Origin of the sequence: Microbulbifer sp. (assembly GCF_051659245.1) — a bacterium.
Taxonomy (GTDB): Bacteria; Pseudomonadota; Gammaproteobacteria; order Pseudomonadales; family Cellvibrionaceae; genus Microbulbifer.
Genome location: NZ_JBOFOC010000036.1, coordinates 25312 through 42810, shown reverse-complemented (window position 1 = coordinate 42810; position 17499 = coordinate 25312). Strand labels below are relative to the sequence as shown.

The following is a 17499-nucleotide window of genomic DNA, read 5'->3' as shown; positions in this document are numbered from 1 at the left end:
TCGTCACTCAGTTGATCTGCACCTGGAAAGTGACTGTGTGGGTGGCTGGCGCGGTGACGGTGCCCAGGTCTACCTCGATATGGTTGGGTGAACTGCCCGCATCGAAAGCGGCCTCGTCGTCTCCGGGCGTATCTGTCTTGTCGGCACCGTTGAGGGTGATGGAGCCGGGGATATAAGTGGTGTTGTCGGGAATGTCGTCGCTCAACACCAGATTGCTGATATCGCCAGTGCCGTTGGCTTCGAAGCTGAGGGTATAAGTGATGACCGAGCCCTGCACCGCGGCGCTTCCACCAAAGGGATCAGCCACGCTCTGGCTCTTGTTGAAGGCAATTTCCGCCTGCAGCGACTGGTAGCCGTTCTGTCCGGAGGCGGCGGCGCCACTGGCGCCAACCACCGCATTGCCGCCGCCGTCGCCCTGGCCCGCAAAGACAGTGCCGGGGCTGTCGGCTCCGGGGGTAGCCTGCGCGGTGACGGATTCCACGGTCAGCTCCACCAGACCTATGTCGCCGTTGCTAAGAGAAGTCGGCATATCCGACACGACAAACACGGTGACTGCACCGTCCGCCGGTAACAGGGGGGGGCTAGTGCTACCCGGAACATAGAGGGTATCCACGCCCGGGTCGTATAGGCTGTTACCGTTGGTGTCCAGGTGGATCTCTGCATTCTGCGGGTCGAAATCGTCGCCAGTGACGCTGCTGTTCAGGCCCAGTTCGTAACTTTCCTCGCCGTTACCGGTATTGGTGACAGTAAAAGACAGTACCGCGTCGTTTTCCGAAACCGACACAGAGACACTGCCGGCATCGTTGCTCACCAGAGTGACATCCAGCAGCTCATCTACCGTGAGATTGGTGGTGTTGGAGTTGACCGTTTGCGGATTGCCGCCGCCGTCCGTAAAGGTGGCGGTGGCGGTGTTGCTGATGGTGGTACCCGCCCCGGTGCCGGCAGCCAGCGACAACTGCGACAGGAACAGTGCGACTCCCCCAATGAGCCAGCAGCGTAGAAAAATACCCATTTTTGACCCTTTGATGCAGGTATTGAGTAGTAATCTCACGGCCGACAATTCCGTTGTGGCGCGATTTTTGTGATTTGTATCACGATTTTGTCGTGACTTACAACAAAACGAAATAAAAATTAGAATAGATATTCCAATTTACATTAATGGAAGTATTGACAGTTATGGAAAGAATGTCTGGCCAATTACCGGAGGGGGGAGGGGGCGTATCCGCATCCACCAGTGTCAGCGAGTCAGCGGGGCTCGCCGGGCTGGGACATGGTCACATTTTGAGTGAGGGGACCGACGGATGGGCTTTTTTCGTCACCACGGTGACGATCACCAGGCCGATGGCCAGGGTGAAAAAGGTGAAAATCGGGCGCAGGTAGCAGGGCCAGGGCAACGTCTTGCATCCGCCGTCAGCGCCCGGCAGCTTCCGGGGCCGACAGCGCGGGGCAGGCGGACAGCGGGAAAACGGTTGCGAACAAGGCGTCTGCGGCGGAGGGGACTCAAACGGTGCGCAGAGCCGGAGCCACGCGGGCCCCGGTTATTCAAGTATCTCCGGCTGTTCGGCGCAGATCACGTCATATAACGGCTGGAAACTAAAAATTCCCGCCAGTTCGGTCCCCACCACCGCCCGGGTGCGGATCGCCACTTCCGGATCGATCAGTTTCGGCGTGCCGGCGGCCTCCGCCAACAGCTGCGCCTGGCAGCTGCGCTCCATGGTGATATACCACCAGGCGGCCTCGTCCACCGATTTGCCCACGGTGAGCAGGCCGTGGTTCTGCAGGATCAGCGCCTTCCTGTTGCCCAGCGCCCTCGCCAGCGCCTCGCCTTCGCCCATCTCCAACACCACGCCGGAGAAGGTGTCGAGCAGGCCGTGGTCGCCGTAGAAGGCACAGGCATCCTGGGTGATAGGGTCCAGCAATCGGCCCAGGGTGGACCAGGCCTTGCCGTACAGGGAATGGGCGTGGGCCGCGGCCACCACGTCCGGGCGCATCTTGTGGATATGGGAGTGGATGGTGAAAGCCGCGCCGTTCAGGTAGCCGTCCCCCTCCACCACCTCGCCCTTGTGATTCACCAGCAGCAGATCCGACAGTTTCAACAGTTTGAAGGAAACACCCATGGGATTAACCCAGAAGTGATCCTCGTGTTCCGGATCGCGCACGGTGATATGCCCGGCCACCCCCTCGTCGAAACCGAATTTGCCGAACAGGCGAAAGGCGGCGGTGAGTTTTCGTTTGCGCTCCTCGCGCACCTGCTCCGGCGGCTGGGTCGTCTCCCCCAGCAGCATGTTCATATTGCCGTTCATCAGGATGGGGTTGGAATCTTCCGTGTCCTTATTTTTTTCCACAGTGGTCATAAGCCGGCCCTTTCGTTGAGTTTGGGTACCGCTGGGAAGCCGTTATAGCACGACTTTTCAGCAGCAGACAGGCAAGCTGACTATTTGACGGCTACGACCACCAACTCTAATATATCCAATAGGGATATACCAAATTGGAGGAACGGCCTGTGACCACCAAAGCCGGCGTTTTCATGTCGAACAAAACACAAGCCGTGCGGCTGCCCAAGGATGTGGCGCTGCCCGACAACGTCAAGCAGGTAGAGATTGTCCGCATGGGGCGGGCCCGCCTGATAGTACCGGTTGACGACAGCTGGGACTCCTGGTTTGCCGGCGAGGGCGTCACCGACGATTTTATGGACAGCCGTGACCAACCAGACGCACAGGAAAGGGAAGACCTCTGATGCTGAGATACATGCTGGATACCAACACGGTAATCTATGTGCTGAAGAACCGGCCCGAAAAGGCCCGCCGGGCCTTCAACGCGCACCACGGGCAGATGTGCATATCCACCGTGACTCTGATGGAACTTATGTACGGCGCCTCGGTTTCCAGTGATCCGGACCGCAACACAAGAGAGGTCGAGAGCTTCACTGCACGGCTGGATGTGCTGCCCTATGACGAAGCGGCAGCCGTCCATACCGGTGAGATTCGAGCCGACCTCAAGAGAAGCGGCAGAAAGGACGCCTCGTACGACAGCATGATCGCGGGGCACGCCCGCTCCAGAGGGCTTGTCGTGGTGACAAATAATGTGAAGGACTTTAAGCGGTTCGATGGGGTCAGGACTGCCAATTGGCTCAAATAACGGCCGTTCGGGGTAGCCGGTATTTGTGGCCATCAAAATTCAAATGAAAGCGCTCCTGCCAAAGATGCCCCCGCCAACCTTCGCGGAGATTTATCCGCCTTGTATAGCGACGATGCGTTTTGGAAATAGTCGCGCGCAACCCATCTTCTGACGAAGGCACCAATACCAAGTGGACGTGGTTCGGCATCAGGCACCAAGCCCAGACTTCTGTACCGTGCATCCGACAAGCATCCGCCAATAGATCGATATACGCTTGATAGTCCTCGTCGCAAATGAAGGTTTGCTGACGCCGATTTCCCCGTTGGGTGACATGATGTGGACATCCGGGAAGAACCACGCGGGCTATTCGTGCCATCTACCTGTCTCTCCAAATTGACTCAGCAAGTATGTATACGGAATTCTGTACAATTCCGTATACTGTCCCCGGAATTCCCGCGTATACTGTCCCCGGAATTCGTCCCCGGAATTCTCATGCCGGATGTAGCTCCCAACCCAAGACTTTATTCAGACTTTTCTGAAACCATCAAGTAAAAAATATGGAGTACACAAATTAATGGCATAATCGAAAATGGGATCGTTACGCCTATTGGCAAAGAGCCATGGGGAGAAAATACTCCATAAGGCCCTGCTGCTAAGGAAATTATAAAAACAAAAAAACCTACAAATATAAACCACTTGCAAATTGAAGGCTTCTTTTTGTTTAATAACAAATATATTGCGTAACAAAATGGCAAAAATCCGAGATATATCCCAATATAATAACCTATAACGATTAGCGAATCTTTATTAGGATGATTTGCAAAGAGAAACAATTGATGAGGCAAAAGGATTAAGCCAAATACCATCGCAAAAAATGTTGGCGCCATTAAAATGGCAGTCTCAGCTAGTATCAACTTTTTCCTAATCGACATTCTTATCGCACTAATAATTTTCTTCCCAATATTTTTTCATTTCAGAATCTAGTGTGTTAAACGCTTTCGCTCCAAAAACGTCATTTGAGAACCCCAGCAACATATGTATTGGCTTGAAGGCATATGGAGAACAAAACGCTTTGTTCACTCCAACTCCATGGGTCAGACTGTAAAGAGCATCCCCTTTATTCATAATAACTCGCGAAATTGTCCCTGGGTACACTACGTGTGTAACCTCAGTAATATTCTGAATTGCGCCCCTCCACGTTCCTTGTAATTCGTGTTGCGTCACTGTCCCTCCAGGAACCATGAATGTTTCCGGAACAGAAAGTGGCGATATATATACTAAAACGCTTTCCCCATCAAGTTGAGTGTACGTAGGCTCCAGCCTCCAACTTGGATAAGAAAAATATCTCAATGCATTGGATTTGACAAAACCTTTATTACAGTTTGGGCTTCCTGAATCGCAAATTTTTGTTAATACATCATAGTGGTGATATGTAACATCGGTTTCGTCAAAAATTTCATCTCCAGGAAAGGGGGCATGTATAATATGATTATCTACATCCACGACTGACTCTAGTGGCCCTCCATCCTTAAAAATCCCTCCTCCATAAACACGTTCAAATACATCTTCTAGAATAATTTCTTCAGCCCTTGTCGGTATTGCAGGACAATCTTTGTTGAGCCTATCAAGCACCCGAGACGTTTCAAGAGCATCTTGATTAAAGGCTGAATAATCAGCTTCTAGAGTTACTTTACCTTGCTCATATCCGTAGACGTGCCAATCAAAAGAGGTACAAACATTAATCCAATGAACGCCCTGAGATTCGCCATTTTCATCAAATATTTCTTGTTTTCTTAAACATGGGGACGGGTTAGAAGTAGATATTCCACAAGCAAGGTCTCTGGCATCGGCTTTACAAGCAGCCATTAGAGAGCTTATACCCAAAAAAGCCTTCAAATTTTTAAGTGACCCAAAATATTTTGTTGCAGGCTGCGTATAATCAACCACTCGTATGGGAACGCTTTCATCAAAAAAGTTTGGATTCAACATCCACTGAGAAAGTTCTGAATAAAAATCCTGATAGGCTTCATTCATAGCGGTAATATGAAAAGGCCCATCCCCTTGAGAACCAGAAAAAACTATTTGATCAAATGAATCAGGTATACTGCCCTTAATTCCTTCAATAACAAGATCAAAATTACCATCCACGTTGGCATCTCTTAGCCTGGTTCTAACTTCTGCTATTGGCCACTGTTGTCCTCGTATCTTTTGGCTGGATGACAAATTGGTAACGAGCACAAGTTCTTTGTTCGCTTGTTGCCTGAGAACAAACTCCTTCACAGGCGCAGGTATCACTATCGGCGTGGCGATATCTCCATGCAATATCACTACCTGTGGTTTCTGGCGGATATAGAGATCGGTGAGGCCGTCGCCGTTGAAATCGCCCTTGCGAACTTCGTAGTTTTCGTCGAACCCCTGACCCAGGGACAAGGCTGGGATAAGGCACAGAAGGAAGGGAAGAAGCAGTTTGGTTTTCATGGCAACAGCCTGTCGCTATGCTGCCGCGGTGCTCCGTGCGGCGGGGGATTATTGTTGGTTTGCGCTGACGAGCGGGGCTGCAATACAGCCCTTTCCATATTTCCTTTTTCTATTTTTCGCCTGCAAGCATGCTCCTACAGTGATTTTGGCAACCTAGCAAGCTGCTTATATGTAGTCAAGCGCATTGGTGTTGACACCGCTGAGCGACCCGTTTCCTCTCTCCCACAAGTGGGAGAGGGGAAGTGGCGAGTTTTATTCCACCGTCACCGACTTGGCCAGGTTGCGCGGCTGGTCCACATCCGTGCCCTTGAGCAGGGCCACGTGGTAACTGAGCAACTGTAGCGGCACGGTACAGTATCGGCGCCAGGCTTTCGGGGGCGTCCGGTACTTCCACCACGATGATGCCCGGCCCGTTGGCGAAGCCGGTTTTGGGGCTGGTGAAGACAAACAGCTCGCCGCCGCGGGCGCGCACTTCCTGCATGTTGGATTTGAGTTTCTCCAGCAACTCGTCGCTGGGGGCGATGGCGATTACCGGCATATCCGCATCCACGAGGGCCAGGGGACCTGCTTGAGTTCGCCGGCGGGGTAGGCCTCGGCGCTACTGAGCTGAAACCTGAAGCCCTCATCTATAGGGAGGTACGCCGAGGCGGAGCGCTGCCGGCCAGGGTCAGGGTCTGCTCTCCTCGCTGTATCTCGACTGCCGTATCTTCCCCTGGCACGGCGCTGTGCATCAGCTCGGCTACATGGCGGCTGTGCTTCACCGGCTCTCCATTCCACGTCAGTAATTGATCGCCGAATTCAAAACCGAGACGTTCTGCGGGAGAGCCTTCTCCCACCCAGCGCACGAAAGTTCCATTCTGGTTGGTGGTAACCGAAAGCGCCCAGCGGGGCCGGCTCTTCCGCATAGGGAAACCGTTGCGATTCACACTCCAATCCATGAATCCGAAAAACCAGGGGTTACGATTACCGGTTCCTATTTTGGGGTTGAGATGCCACTGGTTGTCGCGGCCGAAGCCGATAAGTTGTTGCTGGGCGGCCAGATCCAGGCGCCAATGGCGCTCTTCCCGGCGCAAAAACCAAGGGGAACATTGGCGTTGTTCCAGTGGGTAGCGCACTACCGCAAGATCTCCCCCGCGGGCCGGGCCACGTAGCTCCCTGGCCGGGCCGCAGTCCCGGTAGGCGCGGGCGACGCTGTCCATCTGTGCGGGGGTCATCACCCAATCTTTCAACATCTCCCGGGTATTCCGGGTGTAGATTGCAAGATCGATCCGGTCGTTGCGCCGGGCCATGGCCTGCAGATAGCGTTCCACGGTTTTGGCCGGCGTGTCCGCCGCGGCGACATCCCGCTGTGCGCGTTCGCGGCGCGGCACCTCTCCTTCGCCCAAGCGAGCGGCGGTGCGGGCGCCCGCGCCCCCACTGAGGGCCGGCAGGGTACTGGGATCGAAGGCCTGTTGCCTGGCGGCCTCCTGGGCGCGGGTCACAACCAGTTCGGTAGTCGCGGCGATGCCGTCAGCCACCCGGTCGTGGCGGAAGAAGGGGACCATCTGGCGGTGCTCCAGATAGGCCACAAAGGCGTCCGGGTAGACCCCCTCGAGCGATTGGGATACCTCGATTCTCACTTGGTTGAGCTGTGTGTCCAGCAGCAGCAACAGGCCGCGACCACTGCCGCTTTGCTGGCCCGCACCCAGTTCGGAGAAGAGTGCGAGGGCACGCCGTTCCATGTCGCCGCCAGAGGCGCTGATCACCACCCGGTAATCAATGTCGTGGTCCTCCAGCAGCTGCCGGTGGTGCTGCTGGAGGTAGTCGGCCTGCTCGGGGTTCAACACACGACCGGGATCTCGCAACCAGCGGGGTTCGCCGGCGCAGCCGGCGAACACCATCAGGGAGAACAAAAGCAGCCAGACGAAACGCAGGACGAAATTACTGGAAGGGTAGCGCTTGCGCATCGCGAGCCTCCTGCCCTGCACGGAAATAGGCCTTGCGCTGGAACCCCCCGGCACTGGCGATAAGGTTGGCGGGTACGCTGCGGATTCGGGAGTTGTAGGACTGCACTGCCTCATTGAAACGCATGCGGGCCACATTGATACGGTTTTCAGTGCCTTCCAGTTGCGCCTGCAAGCCCAGGAACTGGTCGGCGGAGCGCAGGTCCGGATAGTTCTCCACTACCGCGAACAGGTGCCGGGCGCTTTCCGCCAGTTTTCCCTGACTGGCGGCGATGCGATCCAGCATCTGCTCGTCGCCGGGGATCGTTCCGTTAGTAGCACCGACAGCTTGTGCGGCTTCTGTGTGAGCCCGGATGACCGCATCCATGGCCCCGGCCAAGGGGGCGCTGCGCTGTTCCGTCAGGCTTTCCAGAGTGGCTCTCTCGTGGTCCAGGTAGCGCGACACGCTGTCTACCAGTTGCGGAATCAGGTCGTGCCGGCGCTGGTAGTTGCTCTCCAGTTGCGACCAGGCGGTGTAGGCAGCCTCTTCTCGCGAAACGATACTGTTGTAGGCCCAGCCGGCAGCTATGGACAGTATTGCCAGTGGAACCAGCAAAATCAGCGCCAGGCTGGTAGTGCGTGGCAACATGGTTTGAACCTCTCCCGTTTGATTATCTGTATGCATCCATTGTTCGATGTCCTGCACTTGCGAAACGCTGTCGGTACCAAGTAACAGGGCCGACAGCGCGATCAGTAACAGCAGGACAATCAGCGCCGCTGGCAACCAACTGCGCCAGGTTTGTCTGGGGGCGGGCGGTGTGGACGCGGGGTTGGCCTGTTCCATGGCGGCGTACAATTGTCTCGCCTGGTCGGCGCTGATGCGCTTTTCCGCCAGCATCCGCTCTATGCGTTCATGAGGTTCCACCGTTCAGCTCCCTAATTTGCCTGGCGGCCTGTTCGGGGGGGATATCCCCCCTCTCCACGGCCTTCAATAGTGCTTCACTGCGCTGGCGATCGGCCTCGGCGAGACGGTTCAACTCCTCGATCAGATCATCCAACCGCTTGCGCAGGGTGGGGTAGCTGATGTTCATGTCCTGGGCCAGGGCTTTCAGGTTGCCCCCCGCCAGCAGGAAGCTCTCCGCCAGGCGCATCAAGTCCGGTTCCAGCCGCGCCAGCCGGGGCAGGAGAAAATCCCCCTCGAAGCCGACACCACAACTTTCGCAGTGCAGCCGCTGGAGACCGAGTGTAGAAGCACATATGGAACATTTCACGGACGAAATTAAATATTATTAAAAATAATTCGTCAAGAATTTAATTTTTAAAAACCAATAGGGGTTGGTTCAGAAGCTTGAGACAAGAGATGAATTTTTGGTGCGAGCCGGGCGGTGAAGGCTCCCGTGGGAGCCTCTGTGTTTTGGAAACAGCCTATTCCACCGTTACCGACTTGGCCAGGTTGCGCGGCTGGTCCACGTCGGTGCCTTTGAGCAGGGCCACGTGGTAACTGAGTAGCTGTAGCGGCACGGTGTACAGGATCGGCGCCAGGCTTTCGGGGGCGTCCGGTACTTCCACCACGGTGATGCCCGGCTCGCTGGCGAAGCCGGCTTTGGGGCTGGTGAAGACAAACAGCTCGCCGCCGCGGGCGCGCACTTCCTGCAGGTTGGATTTGAGTTTCTCCAGCAACTCGTCGTTGGGGGCGATGGCGATCACCGGCATGTCCGCGTCCACGAGGGCCAGGGGGCCGTGCTTGAGTTCGCCGGCGGGGTAGGCCTCGGCGTGGATATAGGAGATTTCCTTCAGCTTGAGCGCGCCTTCCAGCGCGATGGGGTATTCCACACCGCGGCCGAGGAACAGGGCGTGGTGCTTCTCGGCGAAGGCTTCGGAGGTGGCCCGTACCAGCTTGTCCAGGCCGGTGAACTGCTCCATCAGTTCCGGCAGGCGGTGCAGGGCCCCGACCAGCTCCGCTTCCCGTTCCGCGGGCATACCGTTGGCCCTGGCCAGGGCGATGCAGAACAGCTGCAGCGCCACCAGCTGGGTGGTGAACGCCTTGGTGGAGGCCACGCCGATCTCCGGGCCCGCCAGGGTCATCAGTGACATTTCCGATTCGCGCACCAGGGAGCTGTTGGGCACATTGCAGATGGCCAGTGAGGCCAGGTAGCCCAGCTCCTTCGCCTGGCGCAACGCAGCCAGGGTGTCGGCGGTCTCGCCGGACTGGGAGATGGTGACGAACAGGGTACCCGGACGAACCGCGGTTTTGCGGTAGCGGATCTCGCTGGCCACCTCCACGGAACAGGGCACACCCGCCCAGTCCTCCAGCCAGTAGCGGGTCACCAGGCCGGCGTGATAGCTGGTGCCGCAGGCGACAATCTGCACCTGCTTCACCTGGGGCAGTAGCTCGTTGGCGCGGGTGCCCAGGGCCTCGGCGAGCACGCTTTCCGCACCGATGCGGCCGGCGAGGGTGGCGGCCGCCACTTCCGGCTGCTCGAAGATTTCCTTCTGCATATAGTGGCGGTAGCGGCCCTTGTCCGCGGCGTCGTGGCCGCCGTCCAGTTTGTGCACCGGGCGGCTGACCTCCTCGCCGCTCCTGTCGCGTATGGCGATGCCGGCGGCGGTGATCTCCGCCACGTCGCCCTCCTCGAGGAAGATAAAGCGGTCGGTGACCTGGCGCAGGGCCATGGGGTCGGAGGCGATAAAGTTCTCCTCGATACCAACGCCCACCACCAGGGGACTGCCGGAGCGGGCACAGACCAGGGTGCCCGGCTCGTCGGCGCTGATCACCCCCAGGGCGTAGGCGCCGTCGAGCTGCCCGATGGCGGTGGTGACCGCTTCCATAAGGCTGCAGCCCTCGCCCGCCAGGGAGTGGATCAGGTGCACCACCACTTCGGTGTCGGTATCGGAATCGAACTGGTAGCCCCGCGCCTGCAGGTCGGCGCGCAGCGGCTGGTGGTTTTCGATGATGCCGTTGTGCACCAGGGCGATATGTTCCGAGCGGTGCGGGTGGGCGTTGCCGTCCGAAGGGACGCCGTGGGTGGCCCAGCGGGTGTGAGCGATGCCCAGGCGGCCGGTGGCGGGGTCGGCGGCGAGCCGGGACTCCAGGTCCGCCACCTTGCCCTGGCTCTTGCGCAGTTGCAGCTGGCTGTTCCCGTCCAGCAGGCAGACGCCGGCGGAGTCGTAGCCGCGGTACTCCAGACGGCGGAGCCCCTCCAGCAGGATTTCATTGACGTTGCGCTGGGCCAGCGCGCCGACGATTCCACACATATTCGTTTACCTCTCGCAAGTTATAGAGTGGTTGTAGGAGCGGCGGGGCGGCTATCCGCCCGTGGCCGCCATCGGTGGTTTTCGCGAAGTCCGATCGCGGCCATGGGCCGCTCCTACAGGGGGGCGCGGATTACCCGCACGCCTTGGGATTCCAATTTCCGCTGTGCTTCTTCCTGCAGGCCGCTGTCGGTCACCAGGGTGTCCACCTGGCCCCAGGGCAATTCCAGGTTGGGGATGCGGCGGCCCACCTTGCTGGATTCCGCCAGCACAACCACCTCCCGCGCTACGTCGGCCATCACCCTGGAGAGGCCTATCTGTTCGTTGAAGGTGCAGGTGCCGCGCTCCAGGTCGATGCCGTCGGCGCCGATAAAGGCCCGGTCGAAGTCATAGCCTCGCAGCACCTGTTCCGCCACCCGGCCCTGGAATGCCTCGAAATGGGGGTCCCAGGTGCCGCCGGTCATCAGCAGGGTGGGTTCGTTCTCCAGCTCGCGCAGGGCGTTGGCCACGTGCAGTGAGTTGGTCATCACTACCAGGCCGCGTTTGCGATCCAGTTCGGGGATCATCGCCGCGGTGGTGCGGCCGTAGTCGATCACTATGCGGTGGTGGTCGGGAATCAGCGCCGCGGCGGCGCGGCCGATGGCGCGCTTCACCTCTGAGGGAGCCTCTTCCGCCACCATTTCCCGCGGCACCGGAATGGCGCCCCCGTGGCGGCGCAGCAGCAGGCCGGCACTCTCCATGGCGGTGAGGTCCTTGCGAATCGTAACTTCTGAGGTTTCGAATTGCCGCGCCAGTTGCTCCACACTGGCCTCGCCGGCTTCGTTGAGCTGTTCCAGTATGCGATGGCGGCGTTGAAGGGTGTTGCGTTTGGACATGGCCAGTTAAGTTTCGGTTTGAAACTTAACAATAGCAAAACGAAAGATTAATTCCCACAGTAATTTTTGAAGGGTTTTTAGGGGGCTTTGATCGTAGGGTGCGCCGTGCGCACCGCTGACGATGTTGGTGCGCGCGGCGCACCTACGAAGACAGGGACTCCATCAATGATTTCAGGAAACGCGCCAGTTCGCCGCCGGTAACCGCCCGGTGGTCGGCGCTGATGGAGAGGGGGAGGAGGGGGCGCACGGCGGGTTTGTCGTCCACCGCCACCACTCCCTGAAAGACTCCGCCGGCACCCAGGATCGCCACGGTGGGCGGCAGCACTACCGGTGTGGCGTAGCGGCCGGCCATGCCGCCGAAGTTGGACAGCAGTAGGGTGGCGCCCTGCAGGTCCTCCCGGGCGATGCCGGTCTCGCGGGCCTGCTCTTTGTAATCCTCTATCTGTTTCAGCAACTCTTCGTCGGAGCGCGCGGCCACATCCCTGAGTACGGGCACGTAGAGACCGCGGGGGGAATCCACCGCCAGGCCGATATTGACCGTTGCGGAGGGGGAGAGAGTGTCGTTTTCGTAGAGGGCGTTCAGGTTCGGTTCGGCGGCGCTGGCCTTTTGCACGGCGCGGATCAGGCGCAGGGTGGCGGACTGCTCGCCCCACCAAGTGGAGATGTCCACCTGGTCGCACAGGGTCATGGGCGCCACCTGGTCGCGGGCCCGGCTCATGGCCAGGGCCATGGCGCGGCGGGCGGGGGAGGCTCCTTTTGCGGGCGCTTTGGCCGGGCGCTTCTCCTCCTGCGCCCGCTCCGGCTTCCGCCCGGCCAACTCGCGCACCTCGTCGGCGGTGAAGCGCTCTCCTTGCGGTTGCCGCTGGCTGAGGTCCACTCCCAGGCGGCGGGCCAGGGCGCGGACCGCGGGAGTTGCGGTGCGGTGTACCGGCGCGCGGGGGGCGGCTTCTTCACCCAGGGTTTGTCCGCTTTGCTGGATTCTGCCGACCACTGTGCCGGCGTCGGAGGATTTTTCTTCGGAGGGAGGCCGATCGCGGCCATGGGCGGACGGCCGCCCCGCCGCTCCTACAGGGGGGGTCTCTCTGTCTTCTGTTTTCTGTTCCCTGTCCTCTGAATTGGCGAAGCCCACCAGGGGCTGGCCGACGTCGATGGTGTCGTCCTTGGCGGCGTAGAGCTTTCCTACAGTGCCACTCCAAGGGGCGGGCACATCCACCAAAGCCTTGGCGGTCTCCACGGTGACCAGGCTCTGGTTGACGGCGACGGTTTCGCCCTCGGCCACGTGCCACTCGCGGATCACCGCGTCCTGAAGGCCCTCGCCCAGGTCCGGCAGCGTGAAGATTTTCATTTCGCGCCCTCACCTGGATAGTCCAACGCGGTGCGGGCCGCAGTGAGCACTTGCTCCGTGTCGGGCAGGTAGCTGTTTTCCAACTGGTAGTAGGGCATCACCGTATCGTAGCCGGTGACCCGCTGCACCGGCGCCTTGAGCAGGTCGAAGGCGTATTCGCCGATCTGCGCGGCGATCTCCGCGCCCAGGCCACCGAAACGCGCCGCCTCGTGTACCACCACGCAGCGGCCGGTCTTCTCCAGGGAGTCGATCACGGTGTGGATATCCAGCGGCTTGAGGGTGGCCGGGTCGATGACTTCCGCCTCTATGCCCTCTTCGGCCAGCTGTTCCGCGGCCTCCAGGGTCTCCTTCAGCGAGGCGCCCCAGGAGATCAGGGTGATATCGGTTCCCTCGCGCAGCACGAAACAGCGGTCCAGGGGCAGGGCCTCGCCGTTGTCCGGTACCTCCTGTTTGGCGGCGCGATAAATGCGTTTGGGCTCCAGGAAGATCACCGGGTCCGGGTCGCGGATCGCCGCCAGCAGCAGGCCGTAGGCGCGGGCGGGGGAGGAGGGCACCACCACGCGCAGCCCGGGGATATGGGCGAAGATGGCCTCGGTGCTCTCTGAGTGGTGTTCCGGCGCATGGATGCCGCCGCCAAACGGCGCGCGGTAGACGATCGGGCAGGACAGGCGCCCGCGGGTGCGGTTCCGGTAGCGCGCGGCGTGGTTGAGGATATGGTCCAGACCGGGGTAGATGAACCCCATAAACTGGAACTCGGCCACCGGGCGCAGACCCTGGGCGGCCATGCCCACGGCGATACCGGCGATCATGGTTTCCGCCAGCGGAGTGTCCAGAACCCGCTCGGGGCCAAAGGTTTTCTGCAGGCCCTCGGTAGCGCGGAAGACGCCGCCGTTGACGCCCACGTCCTGGCCGAACACCACCACTTTGGGGTCCGCTTCCAGTTCGTGGGCCAGGGCCTGGTTCACCGCTTCCAACAGGGTGATCTGCGCCATCACTGCTCCCCGGCCAGTTGGTCGTATTGTTCCAGGAAGGCCTCAGGCAGCCGGGCGTAGAGGTGGTCGAACATCGCCGTGGGTTTATCTTTGGGGCGCTCGGCGTGGACGCGCAGGGATTTCTCCATCACCTCCGCCAGCTCCCGCTGCAACTCCTCCTCTTGTTCGTCGCTCCACAGGTCCTCGTCGCGCAGATAGCGGCCGAGGCGGATCAGGGGCTCGCGCTTCCAGGCCTCGCGCACCTCCTCCTCGGGCTGGTAGCGGCTGGCGTCGTCGGCGGTGGTGTGGTCGCAGAGGCGGTAGCTGGTGGCTTCAATCAGGGTGGGGCCCTCGCCGTTGCGCGCGCGCTCGATGGCGTCCGCCACCGCAGAGCGCACCGCGATTACGTCGTTGCCATCCACCTGCAGGCCGGGGATGCCGGCGGCGATGGCCTTCTGGGCGATGGTTTTCGACGCGCTCTGGGCGCTGCGGGGCACCGAGATGGCCCATTGATTGTTGTTGATCACGAACACCGCCGGCAGCTTCCAGACACCGGTCAGGTTCAGGGCCTCGTGGAAATCGCCCTTGGAGGTGGCGCCGTCGCCGGCGCTGGCCACCGCCACCCGCGGCGGTTCGCCCAGCTGTTCGCGCTTGTACTTGAGGGCGAAGGCCACGCCGGCGGCGTGCAGCAGTTGGGTGGCGATGGGAACGCAGAGGGGCAGGTCCTCGCGGGCGTGGCGGAAATCCTGCCCGCGCTCGTCGCCGCCCCAGATGTCGAGGATCTCCTCGATCTTGACGCCCCGCTCCAACAGCGCGCCGCTCTCCCGGTAGTAGGGGCAGTAGACGTCGCTTTTCTCCAGCGCGCTGCCGGTGCCCACGCCGATGGCCTCCTGGCCCAGGCTGGAGGGGTAGGTGCCCAGCTGTCCGGTGCGCTGCAGCTTGACCGCGCGGTCGTCCACCAGCCGCGCCAGGGCCATCTGCCGGTAGAAGGCGAGCAGGGTGTCGGGGGTGGCGAAGCCCGGGAGTTCCTGGGTGGCGCGACCCGCCTCGTCCAGGTACTGCAGGTGCGCAATATCGAAGGAGGCGAGCAGGTGCATTCTGGGTTTATGCATCGGGCAATTCCTTATGTTCCCGAAGCGCAAGTGTAACGGATGGGGGCGGCCTACCGGCCCGATGAGGAGGAATTTTCCGCCTGATTCGTAGGGGAGAATTCGCCCTGCAACTATTCGTCGTTCCGGCGCAGGCCGGAACCCAGTTGCCACCGAACTGGATACCGGCCTGCGCCGGTATGACGAAGCAATGGGGCGTGATTTGAACTGAGGTCAGCTTTTCTTGGAAGGCCGCTGCCAGCCGGTGATGTTCCGCTGCCGGCCGCGGGCCACCGCCAGTTCCTCCTCGCCCACCTCCCGGGTGACGGTGGACCCGGCGCCCACCGTGGCCCCGGCGCCCACACTCACCGGGGCCACCAGCGCGGTGTTGGAGCCGATAAAGGCACCGTCGCCGATCTCGGTGCGGAATTTGTTCACGCCGTCGTAGTTGCAGGTGATGGTGCCGGCGCCGATATTGACCCCCTCTCCCACGATGGCATCGCCCACGTAAGACAGATGATTGACCTTGCTGCCACGGCCGATCTGCGCCTTCTTGGTCTCGACGAAATTGCCCACCTTGGCGCCCTCAGCCAATTCTGTGCCGGGGCGCAGGCGCGCGAAGGGGCCGACGGTGCAGGCTTCGCCCACCCGGGCGTCCTCGATCACGGAGTTGGCCTCCACGCGCGCGCCATCGGCGAGTATGCAATTCTTCAGCAGGCAGTTGGGGCCAATTTTCACGCCGTTGCCAAGGGTCACCTCGCCCTCGAACACGCAGTTGATATCGATACAGACATCGGTGCCACAGTTCAGCCTGCCGCGAATATCGAGACGCGCCGGGTCCAGCAGGGTGACGCCGGCGGCCATTAGCGCCCCGGCCTGGCGGCGCTGCAGAGCGCGCTCCAGCTCTGCCTGCTGTGCACGGCTGTTGACCCCCGCCACCTCCAGCGGGTCGCTGGCACGCACACCGGTGACGGCGATACCTTCAGCGACTGAACGGGCCACCACGTCCGTGAGGTAGTACTCCTTCTGCGCGTTGTCGTTGGACAGTTCTGGCAACCACTCCGCCAGCAGTTCCGCCGGCGCGGCGAGGATGCCGGTATTGATCTCGCGGATCGCCAGGGTGTCGGCGTCGGCGTCCTTCTCCTCCACAATCGCCAGCACACGCCCGGCGTCATCGCGCACTATGCGCCCGTAGCCGGCGGGGTTGGCCACCTCCACCGACAGCAGCGCCGGCCCTTTGTCGGAAGCCGAGAGCAAAGACTGCAAAGTGCCGCTCCGTACCAGCGGCACGTCGCCGTAGAGCACCAGCACGGTCGAACCCTTGCGGAAGTTGGGGATCGCCTGGGCCACCGCGTGGCCGGTGCCCAACTGCTCCGCCTGCTCGACGAATTGCACCCCGCTGTCGGCAAAGCGCTCCCGCACCAGGTCCGCGCCGTGGCCCACCACCACGGTGATGGAGACCTCGCCCAACAGCCGGGCGGCGTCGATCACCCGGCCCAACATGGGCACGCCGCCAATGGGGTGCAGCACCTTGGGCAGGTCCGAGTGCATACGGGTGCCTTTGCCGGCGGCGAGGATAACGATATCGATGGTCATGATTGGGGAAATAACATTACTGATGAGGGCGCTCATTGTGCAGACTGGGCAGGCGGGGGACAAGTCGGGCCCCAACAGGTCCTGGTGATGGGGGATTTTCACATGACGCGACTCCAGGCGAATTCGGACCGGAATTTAAACTTCGCCCCCGCATTTCATTGGGCAAGCCGCAGGCAGCGTTCATATTCATCCCAGTAGCCGCCCGGCTGGCGGCGGTAGGGACCAACCTTGTCGCGGCGCGACTGGTCGCGGGCTATGCGGCGGCAGGCCGATTTGAGATCGCGATAGCTGCCAAAAGGGCCGCCGTCGCGGTAGCGGTAGCGGCCGTAGTTGGGGTAAAGATTGTCACGGTCCGCGCCGTAGTCGGGATAGGACGGGTAGGCCGGGGGTATTTCCTGGGGTTCCGGAGCCTGGGCTTGTGGAGCCGGAGGTTGTGGAGCTGAGCGCTGCGGAGCCGGAAGCGCGTAGAGTTTCGTCGACGCACTGTAGTCGCGCCAGCCAGGGGGCGGGGTGACCACCGTATAGTCGCCGCCACGGGGGTCGTACAGGAAAAAGGTGCCGTCGGAGGTAATAGAGTAGCGGTCGCCGCTGATGGTGAGATTGCTGGCGCCGCCGGGAACCGAAGGCACCCGCGCGCCCAGCGGCGGCTCAACACGTCGGTAACCGCCGTTTTCCGGGCGATAGAAGGAACCGCCCCAATAGTAGTAGGTCTCACCGCGCACCAACAGCTGCGAGGCGCCGGTGGGGACCTCCGGCACCCCGCCCTGGGGCCAGGCGAGCGCGGCAGTGAGGCAGAACAGAAGTGCAATGGCGTAGCGCATGACGGCATTCCCGCGGTTGCATACTGTTCAGAGT

17 protein-coding genes and 1 pseudogene are annotated in these 17499 nt (G+C 60.7%); 2 read left to right on the top strand and 16 right to left on the bottom strand.

Annotated elements, in window-relative coordinates; translation table 11 throughout:
- Nucleotides 1-7: 7 nt before the first annotated feature.
- Together ACRC0P_RS03870 and ACRC0P_RS03865 are read right to left on the bottom strand one after the other, a co-directional pair.
- Nucleotides 8-1012 (bottom strand): hypothetical protein, encoded by a 1005-nt coding sequence (locus tag ACRC0P_RS03870; RefSeq protein WP_438628471.1) that lies wholly within the window; start codon nucleotides 1010-1012, stop codon nucleotides 8-10.
- A gap of 526 nt (nucleotides 1013-1538) precedes the next feature.
- Nucleotides 1539-2354 (bottom strand): class II aldolase/adducin family protein, encoded by an 816-nt coding sequence (locus ACRC0P_RS03865; RefSeq protein ID WP_438628470.1) that lies wholly within the window; start codon nucleotides 2352-2354, stop codon nucleotides 1539-1541.
- A 149-nt stretch (nucleotides 2355-2503) separates the two neighbouring features.
- Between ACRC0P_RS03865 and vapB the strand changes: the two genes are divergently transcribed.
- The gene (vapB, locus tag ACRC0P_RS03860) at nucleotides 2504-2737 is read left to right on the top strand and encodes a type II toxin-antitoxin system VapB family antitoxin (protein ID WP_374693668.1); all 234 of its coding nucleotides are present in this window, start codon (nucleotides 2504-2506) and stop codon (nucleotides 2735-2737) included.
- Nucleotides 2737-3138 carry a type II toxin-antitoxin system tRNA(fMet)-specific endonuclease VapC gene (vapC, locus tag ACRC0P_RS03855; RefSeq protein ID WP_438628469.1) on the top strand — a complete coding sequence of 134 codons (402 nt, stop codon included), beginning with the start codon at nucleotides 2737-2739 and terminating at the stop codon, nucleotides 3136-3138. Before vapB ends, vapC begins: the two co-directional genes overlap by 1 nt.
- Here the strand turns inward: vapC and ACRC0P_RS03850 are convergent.
- The 14 genes and pseudogenes from ACRC0P_RS03850 to ACRC0P_RS03785 all read right to left on the bottom strand — a co-directional run bounded on the left by ACRC0P_RS03850 (nucleotide 3131) and on the right by ACRC0P_RS03785 (nucleotide 17465).
- Entirely contained in the window at nucleotides 3131-3493 is a 363-nt protein-coding gene (locus ACRC0P_RS03850; protein WP_438628468.1) for a transposase, read from the bottom strand. The genes vapC and ACRC0P_RS03850 overlap by 8 nt on opposite strands.
- 145 nt (nucleotides 3494-3638) lie before the next feature.
- Nucleotides 3639-4031 carry a hypothetical protein gene (locus ACRC0P_RS03845; protein WP_438628467.1) on the bottom strand — a complete coding sequence of 131 codons (393 nt, stop codon included), beginning with the start codon at nucleotides 4029-4031 and terminating at the stop codon, nucleotides 3639-3641.
- Nucleotides 4032-4059: 28 nt separating this feature from the next.
- Complete coding sequence (locus ACRC0P_RS03840; protein ID WP_438628466.1) at nucleotides 4060-5595, bottom strand: hypothetical protein; 1536 nt, start codon at nucleotides 5593-5595, stop codon at nucleotides 4060-4062.
- Nucleotides 5596-5847: 252 nt separating this feature from the next.
- Nucleotides 5848-6192 (bottom strand): annotated as a pseudogene (locus ACRC0P_RS03835) (SIS domain-containing protein); the annotation flags it as partial.
- Between the two features lie 29 nt (nucleotides 6193-6221).
- The gene (locus tag ACRC0P_RS03830; protein WP_438628465.1) at nucleotides 6222-7541 is read right to left on the bottom strand and encodes a TPM domain-containing protein; all 1320 of its coding nucleotides are present in this window, start codon (nucleotides 7539-7541) and stop codon (nucleotides 6222-6224) included.
- A complete protein-coding gene (locus tag ACRC0P_RS03825; protein WP_438628464.1) occupies nucleotides 7516-8442 on the bottom strand; it encodes a LemA family protein in 927 nt (308 codons plus the stop codon). The genes ACRC0P_RS03830 and ACRC0P_RS03825 overlap by 26 nt, the downstream gene beginning before the upstream one ends.
- Nucleotides 8429-8788: a DUF2089 family protein gene (locus ACRC0P_RS03820; protein ID WP_438628463.1), complete on the bottom strand. Its 360-nt coding sequence runs from the start codon at nucleotides 8786-8788 to the stop codon at nucleotides 8429-8431. Before ACRC0P_RS03820 ends, ACRC0P_RS03825 begins: the two co-directional genes overlap by 14 nt.
- A 154-nt stretch (nucleotides 8789-8942) precedes the next feature.
- Complete coding sequence (gene glmS / locus ACRC0P_RS03815) at nucleotides 8943-10772, bottom strand: glutamine--fructose-6-phosphate transaminase (isomerizing) (RefSeq protein WP_438628462.1); 1830 nt, start codon at nucleotides 10770-10772, stop codon at nucleotides 8943-8945.
- Between the two features lie 113 nt (nucleotides 10773-10885).
- Complete coding sequence (locus ACRC0P_RS03810; protein ID WP_438628461.1) at nucleotides 10886-11644, bottom strand: DeoR/GlpR family DNA-binding transcription regulator; 759 nt, start codon at nucleotides 11642-11644, stop codon at nucleotides 10886-10888.
- A 142-nt stretch (nucleotides 11645-11786) separates the two neighbouring features.
- Entirely contained in the window at nucleotides 11787-12989 is a 1203-nt protein-coding gene (locus ACRC0P_RS03805; RefSeq protein ID WP_438628460.1) for a dihydrolipoamide acetyltransferase family protein, read from the bottom strand.
- Nucleotides 12986-13981 (bottom strand): alpha-ketoacid dehydrogenase subunit beta, encoded by a 996-nt coding sequence (locus tag ACRC0P_RS03800; RefSeq protein WP_438628459.1) that lies wholly within the window; start codon nucleotides 13979-13981, stop codon nucleotides 12986-12988. Before ACRC0P_RS03800 ends, ACRC0P_RS03805 begins: the two co-directional genes overlap by 4 nt.
- Nucleotides 13981-15072 (bottom strand): pyruvate dehydrogenase (acetyl-transferring) E1 component subunit alpha, encoded by a 1092-nt coding sequence (gene pdhA / locus ACRC0P_RS03795; protein WP_438628458.1) that lies wholly within the window; start codon nucleotides 15070-15072, stop codon nucleotides 13981-13983. Before pdhA ends, ACRC0P_RS03800 begins: the two co-directional genes overlap by 1 nt.
- 210 nt (nucleotides 15073-15282) lie before the next feature.
- On the bottom strand, nucleotides 15283-16680 hold the full coding sequence (glmU, locus tag ACRC0P_RS03790; RefSeq protein ID WP_438628457.1) for a bifunctional UDP-N-acetylglucosamine diphosphorylase/glucosamine-1-phosphate N-acetyltransferase GlmU: 1398 nt from the start codon (nucleotides 16678-16680) through the stop codon (nucleotides 15283-15285).
- A gap of 119 nt (nucleotides 16681-16799) precedes the next feature.
- Nucleotides 16800-17465 carry a DUF6515 family protein gene (locus ACRC0P_RS03785; protein WP_438628456.1) on the bottom strand — a complete coding sequence of 222 codons (666 nt, stop codon included), beginning with the start codon at nucleotides 17463-17465 and terminating at the stop codon, nucleotides 16800-16802.
- Between the last annotated feature and the right edge of the window lie 34 nt (nucleotides 17466-17499).

Coding starts and splice junctions, on each gene's coding strand:
- ACRC0P_RS03870 (WP_438628471.1), bottom strand. CDS start 1,012: ATGGGTATTTTTCTACGCTGCTGGCTCATTGGGGGAGTCGCACTGTTC.
- ACRC0P_RS03865 (WP_438628470.1), bottom strand. CDS start 2,354: ATGACCACTGTGGAAAAAAATAAGGACACGGAAGATTCCAACCCCATC.
- vapC (WP_438628469.1), top strand. CDS start 2,737: ATGCTGAGATACATGCTGGATACCAACACGGTAATCTATGTGCTGAAG.
- ACRC0P_RS03850 (WP_438628468.1), bottom strand. CDS start 3,493: ATGGCACGAATAGCCCGCGTGGTTCTTCCCGGATGTCCACATCATGTC.
- ACRC0P_RS03840 (WP_438628466.1), bottom strand. CDS start 5,595: ATGAAAACCAAACTGCTTCTTCCCTTCCTTCTGTGCCTTATCCCAGCC.
- ACRC0P_RS03830 (WP_438628465.1), bottom strand. CDS start 7,541: ATGCGCAAGCGCTACCCTTCCAGTAATTTCGTCCTGCGTTTCGTCTGG.
- glmS (WP_438628462.1), bottom strand. CDS start 10,772: ATGTGTGGAATCGTCGGCGCGCTGGCCCAGCGCAACGTCAATGAAATC.
- ACRC0P_RS03810 (WP_438628461.1), bottom strand. CDS start 11,644: ATGTCCAAACGCAACACCCTTCAACGCCGCCATCGCATACTGGAACAG.
- ACRC0P_RS03805 (WP_438628460.1), bottom strand. CDS start 12,989: ATGAAAATCTTCACGCTGCCGGACCTGGGCGAGGGCCTTCAGGACGCG.
- ACRC0P_RS03800 (WP_438628459.1), bottom strand. CDS start 13,981: ATGGCGCAGATCACCCTGTTGGAAGCGGTGAACCAGGCCCTGGCCCAC.
- pdhA (WP_438628458.1), bottom strand. CDS start 15,072: ATGCATAAACCCAGAATGCACCTGCTCGCCTCCTTCGATATTGCGCAC.
- glmU (WP_438628457.1), bottom strand. CDS start 16,680: ATGAGCGCCCTCATCAGTAATGTTATTTCCCCAATCATGACCATCGAT.
- ACRC0P_RS03785 (WP_438628456.1), bottom strand. CDS start 17,465: ATGCGCTACGCCATTGCACTTCTGTTCTGCCTCACTGCCGCGCTCGCC.